The following is a 14961-nucleotide window of genomic DNA, read 5'->3' as shown; positions in this document are numbered from 1 at the left end:
CGTCGGCCCCCGCGGCCGTGGGATATCGAGGAGAAGAAGATGACCGACGTCCGCTCAGCAGAGCCGGCCGTGGCGGCGACCCCGCCTCCGGGTCCCGGCCGCGAGGCGGGTCGGGGCGCCGGCCTGCGCGCCGGGACCGGGGCGACGCTGCTGCCCGTGGCCGGCATCGTCGTGGCCCTGGCGGCGTGGTGGCTCATCGCCCGGCTGGAGCTGGTCCATCCGGCCGCCCTGCCGCCGCCGGGCGACGTGCTCGCCGCGTTCGTCGACAAGCCCGCCCGGATGCTGGAACACACCTGGGACACGCTGCTGGAGATCCTGTTCGGCTTCGCCCTGTCGGCGGCCGCCGGCGTCCTGATCGGACTGTCCCTGGCCAGCTCCCGCACCGTGGAGCGGATGTTCACCCCGCTGCTGGTCGCGGTGAACGCGGTGCCGAAGATCACGCTGGGTCCGCTGCTCGTGGTGGCGTTGGGCTGGGGCCAGAAGCCCATCCTGACCATGGTGTTCCTGCTGTGCTTCTTCCCGATCGTGCTGTCCACCGCGACCGGGCTGACCACCACACCGTCCGACCTGGCGGAGCTGGTGCGTTCCTGGAACGCCTCCCGCTGGCAGGCGTTCCGCAAGGTGCGTTTCCCTGCCGCGCTGCCGCAGATCTTCGTCGGTCTCAAGGTGGCCATGCCGCTTGCCGCGATCGGCGCGGTGATCGGTGAGTTCCAGGCCGGTGAGAGCGGCCTGGGCTACGTCATCCTCCAGTACGCGGGCGTCGGCGACACCGCCACCGCCTGGGCGGCGATCATGCTGGTGGCGCTGGTGAGCATCCTGCTCTACTCGGCGCTGCTGCTCATCGAGCGGATCGCCCTGCCCTGGGTACGCGAGACCACCAGCAGCCGCTGACGGCTCCATCGGCCGGGCAACGGCGAGGGCCGGCCCCCTGGTTGGGGGCCGGCCCTCGCCGTTCGTGGTGGTGCTCAGCCCGCCAGCCGCCAGCGGCCGTTGCGGGCGACGAGCGTGGTGAGTGCCTGCGGCATCAGCCCGGAGTGGTTGTCAGGCGTCATCCGGATCGGGCCGGAGAGGCCGTCCATCTGGGACGTCTCCAGCACGTCGCGGATGCCGCTGCGGTCCACCGTGCCGATCTCGCCGCCGGCGCGCAGCTCGGCGTCGGCGATCAGCTGCACGGCGTCGGCGGCGAACGACGACGATCCGTTGTACCCGCCGTAGCGCGCCGTGTAGTCCTGGAACCACTGCCGCCGGGCCGCCTTCGCGGGCGTGGTGGCGATCACGTCGTCGATCACCATCGTCTGCGTGAAGATGAGCGTGGCCTGTTCGGTGGCGCGGGCCGCCGCGCCGAGGAACAGGTCACCTGCCGCTCCCGCGTCGAAGAAGAGCGACCCCTTGAAGGCGGCCTGCTGCGCGCTGGTCGCGGCCAGCGCCGCCTGCTCCGGCGGCGTCCAGATGACAAGCGCGTCGGGCTTCTTCGAGGTGAGCTGGCCGATCTGCTGGCCGACCTCGGTGTCGGTGGTCTTCACCACCTGCTCGCCGGACGGTTTGATGCTGGCCTTGGCCAGTTCGCGGCGCAGCGCGGTCGCGCCCTCCCGGCCGTAGTCGTCGTCGCTGGAGAGCAGACCTACCTTGCGGACGCCCTTGCGGCGCAGTTCGGAGGTCAGCGCGGCGGCGCTGTCTGCGGCGTTCGGGCCCAGCTTGAACACGTAGCGCCGTTCGGCGACCGGAGCGGCGATCGCCCCGGAAGCGGCTAGCGCAATGGTGGGAATCCGCTTCTCGTTGATGGTGCCGACCGCACCGACCGCGCATTCGTTACAGCCGCCCATGATGATGGCGCTGACTTGGGAATCGCTGCTGAAGTCGGCGATGTTGCGCAGTGACTCGGCGGCGTCGGAACGGTTGTCCTTGACCTTCAGCTCGATCTTCCGGCCGTTCAGTGCTCCCGACGAGTTCAACTGGTCCCTCTTGAGTTCCAACGCACGCTGGTATGCCCGCCCGACGGGGGCGGCGGCGCCGGAGAGTTCGAGGTCCGCAGCGATCACGATCGGACTCGTGTCCTTGTCGTCCCCGCCGAACTGGCAGCCGGTGAGCGTGGTGGCAACTACGGCCGATGCGAGCGCCGCGATGGTCGCGGAGCGGATGGGGCTCAACTCAGTCCTCCAGGTGCGGGCGCGGGCGCTGCCCGGTCACCGCCGCTAATCCGTCCTCAGTGGAGGACGGGATCTCCTCTGCCGTACGGTGTGCGCGAAGCCTGCAAAACCTTGCCAATGGCCGGCGCTGTGGTCAAGCGCGGACCCCGGTTGCATTTTCGGGACGGCCATCCCACATGCTGGGGCAACGCAATGTTTGCAAAAGCTCACTTTGCATACACGCGTGACCACTCTGGAGTTACATGCCCTGATCAGGGGCTTGCGGAAATGAAGGTATCAGTTGACCGGATCACGGGTTCCGCGCCGTCCGACCGTTTCCTACCGCACTGCGGCTTCCCAAACAGGATCTTCTCTGATGAAATCGCGGCCGTGCCGCGCGTGGTCCCCTCCGCTCACGGCACGGTTCGGCGGGTCAGGCGGGGAAGAAACGACGGAGGCGATGTCGTGAGCACCGGACCGACGACCCTGCCCGCGCTCGGCGACTCCACCCGGCGTCCGCGCCGGGGGTTGCCGCGGCTGCGTGACGCCCGGATCCGGTCCAAGCTGGCGCTGATCCTGGTCGTCCCCGTGGCGGCGGTGATCGCGCTGGCCACGGTCCGGCTGATCTCGGTCGGCGAGGGCGCCTTCGACGCCACCCGGGCCCGGTCGCTGACCGCGCTCTCCATCGACGTCAGCGCGCTCACGCAGGACCTCCAGTCCGAACGGATGGCCGCGGCGGCCTACCTGGCCACCCCGCAGCAGCCCGCCGACGCGTTCAACCTGCGGGTCCGGCAGACGCAGCAGCGGATCGACGAGTACCGCGCCGAGCGGGGCCGGATCGGCGAGGTGCCGGCGGCGCTGCGGGACCGGCTGTCGGCGATCGACGACCACCTGTCCACCCTGGACGGCACCCGGCAGGAGGTGCTCGACCGCCGTCAGATGGCGGTCGCCGAGGCGGTGCTGCGGTACGGCGTCATCCTGACCGACCTGGTCGCCTACGGGGACGGGCTCGCCCAGCTGCCCGGCGACGAGAGCCTCTCGGACAGCCGTCGGGCCGTCGCCGCGTTCGCCCGCGCCAAGGCGGCGGTGGCCGAGGAGCAGGCGGTGGCCTTCACCGCGCTGACCGCCGGCCAGCTCGACGAGGAGCAGTTCTCCTCGTTCGTGGCCACTCTGACCAGCCAGCAGGAGGCCCTTGTCGCCTTCTCGCTCGCCGCCGACCCGGTGCAGCGGGCGCTCGTCGACAGCACCGTCTCCGGTGACGCGGTAGGCCTGGCCGACCGGGTCGCCACCGACCTCGTTCGCTCCGTCGGGCAGCGTCCACTTGTCAGCTCGCAGGACGCCACCGCCGCCATCGGCGCGGTGAACGACCTGATGCGCTGGGCCGAGGTCCAACTCCAGAACCGCCTGTTCGCGCAGGCCGACGAGGCGCGCTCGGCCGTCATCCGGCAGGCAGTTGTCGAGTCGGTGCTGGTGCTGCTCACCCTGATCATCGCCGTGACGCTGGCAGTGGTGCTGGCCCGCTCGCTGAACCACTCGCTGCGCCGGCTGCGTGAGGGCGCCCTGTCGGTGGCCAACCACGACCTGCCCGACGCCGTGCAGCGCCTGCAGAACATGGGCAGCGTGGGCGACGGCGGCGTGGACGAGATCGTCCGGCAGGTGCGCGACCCGATCCAGCTCAACAGCCGCGACGAGGTCGGTCAGGTGGCCCTGGCCTTCAACGTCGTCCACCGCGAGGCGGTACGCGTCGCGGCCGAGCAGGCCGCGCTTCGTACAAGCGTCTCCGCAATGTTCCTCAACCTGGCCCGCCGCAGTCAGACCCTGGTCGACCGGATGATCGGCGAGCTGGACGCGATCGAGCGTGGCGAGGAGGACCCGAAGCGGCTCGCGCAGCTCTTCGAGCTTGACCACCTGGCCACCCGGATGCGCCGCAACGACGAGAACCTGCTGGTCCTGGCCGGCGCCGACTCCGCCGTACCGCGTCGCGACGACGCGCTCGTGGTGGACGTCCTGCGCGCCGCGCAGTCCGAGGTGGAGCTGTACAACCGCATCGAGTTCGGCACCGTGGACACCGACATCTCGGTGGCCGCGCACGCGGTGAACGACGTGGTACGCCTCGTCGCCGAGCTGCTCGACAACGCGACCCGGTTCTCGCCGCCGAACACCACAGTTGTCGCCGACGGTCGACGGATCCGGGACTACGTGCTGATCCAGATCGAGGACCGGGGGCTGGGCCTCACCGACGACCAGCTCGACTCGCTCAACCGGCGCCTGGCCGCGCCGCCGAGCGTGGACGTGGCCGCGTTCCGCCTGATGGGTCTGGCCGTGGTGAGCCGGCTCGCCTCGCGCTACGGCATCCGGGTCGAGTTGCGCCGCAACGTGGAAGGCGGCACCGTCGCCCAGGTGACGCTCCCCGCCACGACAGTGGTGCTGCCCAGCAACAGGGGTCGCGAGCAGGTGCTCACCCGGCCGCGTCAGCCGATGGCTGTCGAGCAGACGCCGCTCACCCCGGCCGGTCACGCCGAGTCGTACGCGGGTGCCGGCACCGCAGCGGCCACGTTGCCCGACCAGTGGCGCAGCAGCACGCCCGAGCCGGCCCAGTGGCAGTCGCCGTTGGACTCGCGTGACACCACACCTGTCGTGCAGGCCGGCGGTTTCACCGGAGCACAGCAGGCGACGCCGCAGGCCCCGGCCGCCCGGCCCGCGTACAGCAACGGTGTGGGCGCCTCGCTGGGCAGCCCGACGGTGGCGTACCCGACAGTCGACCCGCTGCCCAGGCGCGGCTCCGGGACGGACAGCGCCGACGGACGTACCGCACCGGTGCTGCCGGTCGGGCCGGTCGCCGGTCCCGGCGCGGTCGCACCGCCGGTGGCCCCGCCGGTCGCGGCCCCGGTGGCCCCGCCGGCCGCGCCGCCGGTGCCGGCCGCCCCGGTCAGCACCCGTCCCGACTTCCCCGCCGAGGCGCCGATCTTCCGGGAGATGGAGGCGGTCTGGTTCCGGTCGCACGGCGACGACGCCACCGCGATCTTCACCCGGCCGCAGTTCGACACGCCACCGGAGGCCACCGCCACCGCCGACGCCGGCCTGCGGACGGGCGTCGGGGGACAGCCGGTCGCGGCGTCCGCGCCGGCCGCCGCGCCGGCCCGGCCACCGCTGCCGACCCGCACGCCGGGCAGCTCCGGCGACGGCAGCGGAGGACAGAGCACGGGGAGCATGGACGGATTCAGCAACGGAGGTGGCAGCACCCGGGGTGCCTCGGCGCCCACGCCGCCACCGTCATACAGCCCGCCGCCGGTACCCCGCAGCACGGCGCCTGCCACGCCTGCCGCGCCCACCGCGCCGAGCGCACCCGCCACGGACCCGAGCGCCTGGCGGACCGCCGCGGACGAGGGCTGGTCGCGGGCCAGCCGGGCCGCCGAGCCGGCCGCCGCCGGTACGACCCGCTCGGGTCTGCCCAAGCGGGTGCCGCAGGCGCAGCTCGTGCCGGGCGGCATCGAACCGAAGGGTGGCCGGGACCGTAGCCGGCGCACCCCCGATGAAGTACGCGGCCTGTTGTCGGCCTACCACCGCGGCGTGCAGCGCGGCCGGACGGCCGGGACGGACCAGAACAGCACCTCGACCAAGGAGAGCCGATGAACAGGCCAGCTGCCATGCAGGACATGGGTTGGCTGCTCACCAACTTCGCCGACAGCGTGGCGGGTATCGCCCACGTGGTGGCGGTGTCCGCCGACGGGCTGCTGCTCGCGTCCTCCCGGGACCTTCCGGCGGACCGGGCGGACCAGCTCGCCGCGATCACCTCCGGCGTGGTGAGCCTGACCGAGGGCGCGGCCCGGATGTTCAGCGCGGGCGGGGTGTTGCAGACAGTCATCGAGATGGACAGCGGATACCTCTTCCTCATGTCGATCAGTGACGGCTCGTCGATGGCCGTGCTGGCCGCCCGCAGCTGTGACGTGGGCCAGGTCGGGTACGAGATGGCGTTGCTGGTCGAGCGGGTCGGTGCCGCGCTGGTGCCGCTGCCGCGGGACGCGGTGCGTTCGTAGCACCGGGACCCGGCGCGCGGACCGCGCTCCGGGTCGGGCAGGGAGGCGGCGTACGCCGACTCCGCAGGGGACGAGGAGGTGATCGGGGATGGACCAACGGCGCGTTGACCCGCGTGGTGCGCTGGTGCGTCCGTACGCGGTCACCCGTGGGCGTACGGAGCCCCGGCAGGACATCGCTCTCGAGGCGGTCCTCACGGCTTCGCTCACCCAGGTCGCCGAGTCCCGTTTCGCCGGGCACGACAAGCACCGAATCGCCACGGTCTGCGAGGGCCGGGCACAGTCGCTGGCGGAGATCGCCGCGTACACCCGGATGCCGCTGGGCGTCGCCCGGGTGTTGGTCGCCGACATGGTGGCCGAGAGCCTGCTGACGTTACACACTGCTGCTCCCGCCGAGGGGTTCGAGGAGCGGATGGAACTGCTTGGAAGGGTGCTAAGTGGACTTCGCAGGCTATGACCCCGCAGGGGGGCGGCAGAGCCGGGGAATCGTCTCCGCGAAGATCGTCGTCGCGGGCGGTTTCGGCGTCGGTAAGACGACGCTTGTCGGCTCGATCTCCGAGATCACGCCGCTGACCACCGAGGCGGTGATGACCGCGGCCGGTGTCGGCATCGACGATCCGTCCAAGGTGCCGGGCAAGGAGACCACAACGGTCGCCATGGACTTCGGCCGTATCACGATGGCCCAGGACCTGATCCTGTACCTCTTCGGTACACCCGGTCAGACCCGGTTCTGGTTCATGTGGGACGAGATCATCAGGGGTGCGGTGGGTGCCGCCGTGCTGGTGGACACCCGCCGGATCACCGACGCGTTCGCCCCCCTGGACTACTTCGAGAACCGCAACCTGCCGTACGTGGTGGCGCTGAACCGTTTCGACGGCGCCCCGCAGTACGAGGCGGAGGAGGTCCGCGAGGCGCTGGCCATCTCACCGCAGGTGCCGCTTGTGATGACCGATGCCCGGCACCGGGAGTCGGTCAAGCAGGTGCTGGTGACGGTGGTCGAGCACGCCATGCTCCGGCTCCAGGCCGAGCACGGCAGGGGTTTCCCCACGCCCGTCGGCTGAGCCCGTCGCGGTCGGCCGGTACGCGCCGGCCGGCCGCGACGCGTCAGTCCACCCGGAGCCGGTAGCCGCGTTTGACGACTGTCTGCACCACGCGGGGGGCGCGCAGGCCGGCCCGGAGGCGGGCGACGGCCATCTCCACCGCGTGCTCGTCGGCGCCCCGGGGCAGCGTGCGCAGCAGGGCGGTACGCGACAGCACCCGGCCGGGGGACTGGGCCAGCGCCCGCAGCACCGCCATCGGCGCGGGGGCGAGCGGGCGCAGCTCGCCGTCGATCACGGCGGCGTGCCCGCGCAGGGTCAGCAGGTGCCCGGCGGCCTTCAACGTCACGGTCCGGCGGGGCAGTTCGTCGACGATCGTGCGTACGAGCGCTCCGAGCCGGGCCCGGCCGGGCGCGCTGACCGGGATGCCCTGCCGCAGCAGCGGCTCGGCGGTGACCGCGCCCACGCAACTGGCGAGCACGTCGGTGCGGAACGCGGAGAGCACGGCCTCGGAGCGGTCCCCGGCCGCGCGCAGCAGGGCCTCGGCCGCCGGCGCCGAGGTGAACGTCACCGCGTCCACCAGCCGGCCGGCGATCAGGTCGATCAGCCGGTGCAGCGGCGCCGGGTCGGTGGGCGGCGCCCAGCGGTAGACCGGCACCTCGATCACCGTGGCGCCGGCCGCCTCCAGCGCGAGCGTGCACTCCGGTTGCCGCTCACCGTGCAGCTGCATGGCGATCACCTGCCCGGCCACGCCGCGCCGCCGCAGGTGGTCGACCACCTCGTCGCAGCTCTCCGAGGCCGGCGACCACTGGTCGTGCAGCCCCGCCGCCCGGATCGCGCCGCGTGCCTTGGGGCCCCGGGCCACCACGTACGACCCGGCCAGCACCGAGCGCAGCGGCTCGGCGAGCCCCCAGCCCTCGGCCGCCTCCAGCCATCCGCGCATGCCGATGCCTGTGTTCGCCATCAGGATGTCCGGCGGTTGGTCCAAGCAGGCGCGTGTCGCCTCGCGCAGTTCGGTGTCGTCGGACAGCGGCACGATCCGCAGAGCCGGGGCGAGGACCACCCGCGCGCCCCGGCGTTCCAGCAGCGCGGCCAGTTCGTCGCGCCGACGGTCGGCGGTCACCCCGATGGTGAAGCCGGCCAGTTCCTCCCGCATCAACCCTCCTGTCGCAGCCGCACTTCGACCAGCCCGTCGCGGCAACGCGCGTCGTGTCGGGCCACGGCGACGCCGGGCAGGTCGAGACAGTGCCCGGTGCGCAGGTCGTACACCTGCTTGTGCAGGGGTGAGGCGACCGTGGGGATCCCGCCCCGGCTGCCCACGATGCCCCGGGACAGGACGTACGCCCCGGAGACGGGGTCGCGGTTGTCGATCGCGAACAGCCCGTCCGCGGTCCGGAAGAGAGCGACCTGCACGCCGTCGACGAGGGCGGCGACCCCCCGATCGGGTTCGAGCCGGTCGACGGGGCAGATCGCGGTCCAGTCCCTGGTGATTGTGGGGTTCATCGCCGTACCTCCGGTAGGCCCAGCGCGACCGGTTGCCGACGGTGACCTTCGGCCGGGGTGTCGCCGCGGGCGGGCACCCGCTGGCCGCGCTCCAGCGCGAAGGTGATCGACGGGTCGGGCACGTCGGGAGCGTTGACGAACGAGGTGTAGCGGCGCAGCCGGTCCGGGTCCTGGAGCACGTCACGCCACTCGTCGGAGTACGACTCCACGTGCCGGGCCATCGCCGCGTCGAGGTCGGCGCAGAGGCCCAGGGAGTCGTCCACGATCACCGCGCGCAGGTGGTCCAGGCCGCCGTCGAGCGCCTCGATCCAGCCGGCGGTGCGTTGCAACCGGTCCGCGGTGCGGATGTAGTAGATCAGGAACCTGTCGATGAGGGTGATCAGCTTCTCGGTGGTCAGGTCGGTGGCGAAGAGGTCGGCGTGCCGGGGCCGGAAACCGCCGTTGCCCCCGACGTACAGGTTCCAGCCGTTCTCGGTGGCGATGATGCCGAAGTCCTTGCTGCGGGCCTCGGCGCACTCCCGGGCGCAGCCCGAGACCGCCGACTTGAGCTTGTGCGGCGCGCGCAGCCCCCGGTAGCGCAGCTCCAGCGCCACGGCCAACCCCACCGAGTCCTGTACGCCGTACCGGCACCAGGTCTCGCCGACGCACGACTTCACGGTGCGCAGCGCCTTGCCGTACGCGTGGCCGGACTCGAAGCCGGCGTCCACGAGCCGCCGCCAGATCTGCGGCAACTGCTCCACCCGCGCGCCGAACAGGTCGATCCGCTGCCCACCGGTGATCTTCGTGTAGAGCTGGAAGTCCCGGGCGACCTCACCGATCACGATGAGCTTCTCCGGGGTGATCTCGCCGCCGGGGATCCGGGGCACCACCGAGTAGCTGCCGTCGCGTTGCAGGTTGGCCAGGAAGTGGTCGTTGGTGTCCTGCAACGACGCCTGCTCCCCGTCGAGCACGTGCCCGCTGCCCAGCGAGGCGAGGATCGACGCCACCACCGGCTTGCAGATGTCGCAGCCGCGCCCCCGGCCGTGCTCGGCGACCAGCCGGGAGAAGGTGCGGATACCGCGCACCCGGACGATCTCGAACAGCTCCCGCCGGCTGACGTCGAAGTGCTCGCACAGCGCGCTGGACTGCGCCACCCCTGCCGCGTCCAGGAGCTGCTTGAGCATCGGCACGCAGGATCCGCAGCTGGTGCCGGCCCTGGTGCACGCCTTCAGCCCGGCCACGTCCGCGCAGCCGTCGGCGATCGCGGCGTCCACGTCGCCACGGGTCACCGCGTTGCAGGAGCAGACCTGCGCGGTGGCGGGCAGCGCGGCGGCGTCCGCGCCGCCGCCGTCGGGCGCGAGCAGCGCCAGCGGTGCGGCCGGCAGCGGACCGCCGACACTCGCCCGCAACGTCGGGTACGCGCTGGCGTCGCCGACCAGCACCCCGCCGAGCAGGGTGTGCGCGTCGTCGGACAGGACGAGCTTCGCGTACACCCGGGTGGCCGGGTCGGTGAACGTGACGTCCAGGCAGCCCTCGGTGGTGCCGTGCGCGTCACCGAACGAGGCCACGTCCACGCCGAGCAGCTTGAGTTTGGTGGCGGTGTCCGCGCCGGGAAACGTCGCCGCGCCGCCGACCAGCCGGTCGGCCACCACCTCCGCCGTCGCGTACCCCGGCGCGACCAGGCCGTGACAGGTGCCGTCGACCGCCGCGCACTCGCCCACCGCCCAGATCCGCTCGTCGGCGCTGCGGCACGCCTCGTCGACGAGCACCCCGCCCCGCGGCCCCACCGGCAGACCGGCGGTGCGCGCCAGTTCGTCGCGCGGGCGGATGCCGGCGGCCACCACCACCAGCTCGGCGTCGACGGTGCTGCCGTCGGAGAGTTCCAGGGCCGCGACGCCGCCGTCCGGGCCGGACCGGATCGCGGTGGTGGCCACCCCGAGGTGGGTGCGGACACCCAGCTCCTCGACGTAGCGCCGCAGCATCGCCCCACCGGCCTGGTCCACCTGCACCGGCATCAGCCGGGGTGCGAACTCGACCACGTCGGTGCGCAGACCCAGCAGCCGCAGGGCGTTCGCCGCCTCCAGCCCGAGCAGCCCGCCGCCGATCACCGCGCCGGCCCGCCGGCCCCGCGCGTACGCCCGGATCGCGGTGAGGTCGTCAAGCGTCCGGTAGACGAAGACCCCGGGCAGCTCCGTGCCGGGCACCGGCGGCACGAACGCGTACGAGCCGGTGGCCAGCACCAGCGCGTCGTAGGGGTACTCGCCGACGGCGGTGGTCACCACCCGCCGCTCCCTGTCGATGGCGGTGGCCGGCTCGCCGAGACGCAACCGGACGCCGTCGTGCGGGGTGTGCAGGTTGAGGTCGTCCTCGCTCACCCCGTCGAAGAACGCCGAGAGCCGCACCCTGTCGTACGCGGCACGCCGCTCCTCGCCCAGCACCGTCACCCGCCAGCGTCCCCGCGGGTCCCGGGCGCGCAGCGCGTCGACGAAACGCTGCCCGACCATTCCGTTGCCGATGACCACCAGGTCGCCGCTCATCGCGTCACCTCCACCGATTCCGCTTCGGACAGCCAGTCGACGATTCCGGCGACGGCGTCGCGGCAGCCGCCGCAGCCGGTGCCGGCGCGGGTCGCCGCCACCACCGCGTCGACGGTCCGGGCACCGGAGCGCCAGCAGCGCACCAGCGCGCCCTTGGTCACCGTGTTGCACTGGCAGACGGTGGCCGCGTCCGGCATCAGCGCCGGTGAGGCGGCCGGCGCGGCGGCGGTCGTGCCCAGCGCCCGGCCCAGCAGCAGCGCCCGCCGGTCCGACGGCACCGGATGACCACGGTCGAACAGCTGGATCACCGTGCCGACAGCCGGGTTGTCGCCGAGCAGGATCGCGCCGACCAGACGCTCGTCGCGGATCCGCAACCGGGCGTACGTGCCCCGGGCCGGGTCGGTGAACGTCAGCTCCTCGCCCGGTCCGCCGCCCACCGCCTCACCCATGGCGGCCAGGTCGATCCCGGCCGCCTTCAGCCGGGTCACCACCGGCCGGGGCCGGTAGCGGGCCAGCGGGTCGGTGCCGGTCAGCACGTCGGCGAGCACCCGGGCCTGCGCCCAGGCGGGTGCCACCAGGCCGGTGAGCGTCCCGTCGTGTTCGGCGCAGTCGCCGATCGCCGAGATGGACCTGTCGCCGGTGCGCAGCCGGTCGTCCACCACCACGCCGCGCCGCACGGTCAGCCCGGCGGCCCGCGCGAGGGCGGTGTCCGGGCGTACCCCGCAGGAGAGCACCAGCAGGTCGGCGCGCAGCGACCGGCCGTCGGCCAGGTCGAGGCGTACGCCTGTGTCGTCCGCGACCACGCCGGTGGCCGGTACGGCGAGCTGGATGGTGACGCCGAGTGCGGCGAGCGTGCCGGCGAGCACGGCGCCGGCTGCCGGGTCGAGCTGGCGTTCCATCAGGTGCCCGGTGTGGTGCACCACTGTCGTGGTCAGTCCTCGGGTGGCCAGCCCCCGGGCGGCCTCCAGGCCGAGCAGTCCGCCGCCGAGCACGAGCGCGCTGCGGGCGCCGTGGGCCGCCGCGATGATCCGTCGGCAGTCGTCCAGGGTCCGGAACGGGACGACCCGTGGCGGCAGGTCGGCGGGGTCCAGGCCGGGCAGCGGCGGCACCACGGCCCGGGCGCCGGTGGCGAGCACCAGGTGGTCGTACCCGATGCGTTCGCCGTCGGCGGTGCGGACCTCGCGGGCGGACCGGTCCACGGTGGTCACCGGTACGCCGGTGCGCATGTCGATACCGTGCCCGGCGGCCTCGGTCAGCTCCACGTCCGGCTCGCCGATCCGGCCGGCGAGCAGGGTGGACAGCATGATCCGGTTGTACGCGCGGTGCGGTTCGGCCCCCAGGACCGTGACCTTGCGGTCCCCCTCGCGGGCGTGCAACTCGCTGGCGAGGCGGGCGCCCGCCATCCCGTTGCCGACGATCACGATGCGGGTGGTCATGCCTTCTCCACCCGGACCGCACAGATCTTGAACTCGGGCATCCCGGAGATCGGGTCCACCGCGTCGTTCGTCACCGAGTTGGCCCGGCCCGCCCCCGCCCAGTGGAACGGCGCGAAGACGGTGTCCGGTCGGATGCCCGCGCTGAGTCGGGCCGGCGCGCGCAGTTCACCCCGACGGGACGTGACCAGGACCGGGTCGCCGTCGCCGATGCCCAGCCGGGCCGCCAGGTCGGGGTGCAGCTCGACGAACGCCTCGGGCGCGGCGCGGCGCAGTGCGGCCACCCGGCGGGTCTGGGTGCCGGACTGGTACTGGGCCAGCACCCGGCCGGTGGTGAAGTGCAGCGGGTACGTGGCGCACACCTCCTCGGCGGCCGGCCGGTGGTCGACGGGGTGGAAACGGGCCCGACCGTCGGGGGTGGCGAAGCGGTGGGCGAACAGTCGTGGCGTGTCCGGTCCGTCCTCGCTGGGGCAGGGCCAGTGGACGCCGTCGGCGGCGTCGATCCGGTCCCAGCTGATGCCTGAGTAGTCGGCGGCGCCACCGGCGGAGGCGCGGCGCAGCTCGGCGAAGACGACGGCCGGATCCGCCGGAAACCGGATGGCCGCCTCGTCGTCGGTGGTCAGCCGCGCGGCCAGGGCGGAGATGATCGCCAGGTCGGTCCGGACGCCCGGCGGGGGTGGGCGCAGCGCGCGCCGGCGCAGCACCCGACCCTCCAGGTTGGTCATCGTGCCGTCCTCCTCGGCCCACTGCGCGGTGGGCAGCACCACGTCGGCGAGCGCCGCCGTCTCGGAGAGCAGCAGGTCGGCGACGACAAGCAGGTCGAGGTCGCGCAGCCGGCCTTCGATCCGGGCCGCCCGGGGAGCGGAGACCACCGGGTTCGAGCCGAACACCAGCAGGGCGCGCGGGCCGTCCGGGGTGCCGAGCGAGTCGAGCAGCTGGTACGCCGGCACACCCGGGCCCGGCAGCTCGTCGGCCGGCACGCCCCAGACCCCTGCGACGTGCTCCCGGGCCGCCGGGTCGTCGATGCGCCGGTACCCGGGGAGTTGGTCGGCCTTCTGCCCGTGCTCGCGCCCGCCCTGGCCGTTGCCCTGGCCGGTGAGGCAGCCGTACCCCGAACCGTCCCGGCCGGGCAGCCCGAGGGCCAGGGCCAGATTGACGTACGCGGTGACGGTGTCCACGCCCTTGGCGTGCTGCTCGGCGCCCCGCGCGGTCAGGATGATCACCCGCCCGCCGGTGCCCAACGCCCGGGCGGTCGCCTCCAGGTCGGCCACCGGCACCCCGGAGAGCTGCTCCGCTCGGGCCGGCCACCAGGCGGCGACGCTGCGGCGGACCGCCTCGAAGCCGGTGGTCCGCCCGGCCACGTACGCCTGGTCGACCCACCCCTCGGTGAGCGCGATGTGCAGCAGCGCGTTGGCCACGGCGAGGTCGGTGCCGGGCAGCGGTTGCAGGTGCAGGTCGGCCTGGCGGGCGGTGGCGGTGACCCGGGGGTCGACGACGATCAGCCGGCCGCCGGCCTGGCGTTGCTCGGTGAGCCAGCGCACCAGCGGCGGCATGGTCTCCGCAGGGTTGGCGCCGACCAGCAGCAGGGTGTCGGCGCGGCCCAGGTCGGAGAGCGGGAACGGCAGCCCCCTGTCGATTCCGAAGGCGCGCATCCCGGCTGCCGCCGCCGAGGACATGCAGAACCGTCCGTTGTAGTCGATGTGCCGGGTACGTAGCCCGATCCGGGCGAACTTCCCCAGCGCGTACGCCTTCTCGTTGGTCAGGCCACCGCCGCCGAAGACGGCCACGGCGTCCCGCCCGGCGCTGTCCTGGACGGCGCGGATGCCGGCGACGATCCGGTCCAGTGCGGCGTCCCAGCTCGCCTGGCGCAGCTCGCCGGTGGCCGGGTCGCGCAGCAGGGGAGTGGTCAGCCGGTCCGGGTGGTCGAGCAGGTCGGCGGCGGTCCAGCCCTTCTGGCAGAGCCCACCACGGTTGGTGGGGAACTGGCGGGGGAACACCGTTACCCGCTCGTCGTCAGCGCGCAGGGTCATGCCGCACTGGAGGGCGCAGTACGGGCAGTGCGTCGCCACCTCCCGGGGCGTCCGCCCCGGTCGAGTCGCCGACCGTGCACCGTCTGTCATGTCGGGAAAGCGTGCCGGCGGGCGGTTTCCGGTCCGGGTCCCTTCTGTTTCGGTCCTGTCAAGTGGGGCTCACACCGCACCGGGGCAGCGCGCGCGATGGAGGGTTGAGTCGATGCTGTGGAGCTGAGTTGTCGCCGGCGTCATCGCCGCGCCCGTCCCAGTCACTGGTCGGCAACCTGCCCATATCCGATG

General features: G+C 73.2%; 11 protein-coding genes. 5 read left to right on the top strand and 6 right to left on the bottom strand.

Annotated features, from left to right (window positions below; genetic code table 11):
* Nucleotides 1-39: 39 nt before the first annotated feature.
* Nucleotides 40-891, top strand: a complete 852-nt coding sequence (locus ACZ6N8_RS21825) for an ABC transporter permease (RefSeq protein WP_139583398.1) — start codon at nt 40-42, stop codon at nt 889-891.
* A gap of 74 nt (nt 892-965) precedes the next feature.
* Here the strand turns inward: ACZ6N8_RS21825 and ACZ6N8_RS21820 are convergent, their stop codons facing one another.
* Nucleotides 966-2147, bottom strand: a complete 1182-nt coding sequence (locus ACZ6N8_RS21820; RefSeq protein WP_466012299.1) for an ABC transporter substrate-binding protein — start codon at nt 2145-2147, stop codon at nt 966-968.
* A 444-nt stretch (nt 2148-2591) separates the two neighbouring features.
* Between ACZ6N8_RS21820 and ACZ6N8_RS21815 the strand changes: the two genes are divergently transcribed.
* The 4 genes from ACZ6N8_RS21815 to ACZ6N8_RS21800 all read left to right on the top strand — a co-directional run bounded on the left by ACZ6N8_RS21815 (nt 2592) and on the right by ACZ6N8_RS21800 (nt 7221).
* Nucleotides 2592-5759, top strand: a complete 3168-nt coding sequence (locus tag ACZ6N8_RS21815; protein WP_466012297.1) for a sensor histidine kinase — start codon at nt 2592-2594, stop codon at nt 5757-5759.
* On the top strand, nt 5756-6163 hold the full coding sequence (locus tag ACZ6N8_RS21810; RefSeq protein WP_030329975.1) for a roadblock/LC7 domain-containing protein: 408 nt from the start codon (nt 5756-5758) through the stop codon (nt 6161-6163). Before ACZ6N8_RS21815 ends, ACZ6N8_RS21810 begins: the two co-directional genes overlap by 4 nt.
* 88 nt (nt 6164-6251) lie before the next feature.
* Nucleotides 6252-6617 (top strand): DUF742 domain-containing protein, encoded by a 366-nt coding sequence (locus tag ACZ6N8_RS21805; protein ID WP_088950207.1) that lies wholly within the window; start codon nt 6252-6254, stop codon nt 6615-6617.
* Nucleotides 6598-7221, top strand: a complete 624-nt coding sequence (locus ACZ6N8_RS21800) for a GTP-binding protein (RefSeq protein ID WP_357986717.1) — start codon at nt 6598-6600, stop codon at nt 7219-7221. The genes ACZ6N8_RS21805 and ACZ6N8_RS21800 overlap by 20 nt, the downstream gene beginning before the upstream one ends.
* 43 nt (nt 7222-7264) lie before the next feature.
* On the opposite strand, the gene ACZ6N8_RS21795 is transcribed toward ACZ6N8_RS21800, so the two are convergent.
* From ACZ6N8_RS21795 to ACZ6N8_RS21775, 5 genes are read right to left on the bottom strand one after another with little or no spacing between them, the layout of a single operon-like run.
* Nucleotides 7265-8353: a uroporphyrinogen-III synthase gene (locus ACZ6N8_RS21795; RefSeq protein WP_139582579.1), complete on the bottom strand. Its 1089-nt coding sequence runs from the start codon at nt 8351-8353 to the stop codon at nt 7265-7267.
* A complete protein-coding gene (nirD, locus tag ACZ6N8_RS21790) occupies nt 8353-8700 on the bottom strand; it encodes a nitrite reductase small subunit NirD (protein WP_357986721.1) in 348 nt (115 codons plus the stop codon). The genes ACZ6N8_RS21795 and nirD overlap by 1 nt, the downstream gene beginning before the upstream one ends.
* On the bottom strand, nt 8697-11216 hold the full coding sequence (gene nirB, locus ACZ6N8_RS21785) for a nitrite reductase large subunit NirB (RefSeq protein ID WP_466012295.1): 2520 nt from the start codon (nt 11214-11216) through the stop codon (nt 8697-8699). Before nirB ends, nirD begins: the two co-directional genes overlap by 4 nt.
* Nucleotides 11213-12652, bottom strand: a complete 1440-nt coding sequence (locus ACZ6N8_RS21780) for an FAD-dependent oxidoreductase (protein ID WP_357986727.1) — start codon at nt 12650-12652, stop codon at nt 11213-11215. Before ACZ6N8_RS21780 ends, nirB begins: the two co-directional genes overlap by 4 nt.
* Entirely contained in the window at nt 12649-14769 is a 2121-nt protein-coding gene (locus tag ACZ6N8_RS21775; protein WP_466012293.1) for a molybdopterin oxidoreductase family protein, read from the bottom strand. The genes ACZ6N8_RS21780 and ACZ6N8_RS21775 overlap by 4 nt, the downstream gene beginning before the upstream one ends.
* Between the last annotated feature and the right edge of the window lie 192 nt (nt 14770-14961).

It is taken from the genome of Micromonospora sp. NPDC047521 (genome assembly GCF_055587305.1).
The sequence above is the reverse complement of the archived record's forward strand: the minus strand, read 5'-3'. Positions and strand labels throughout refer to the sequence as shown.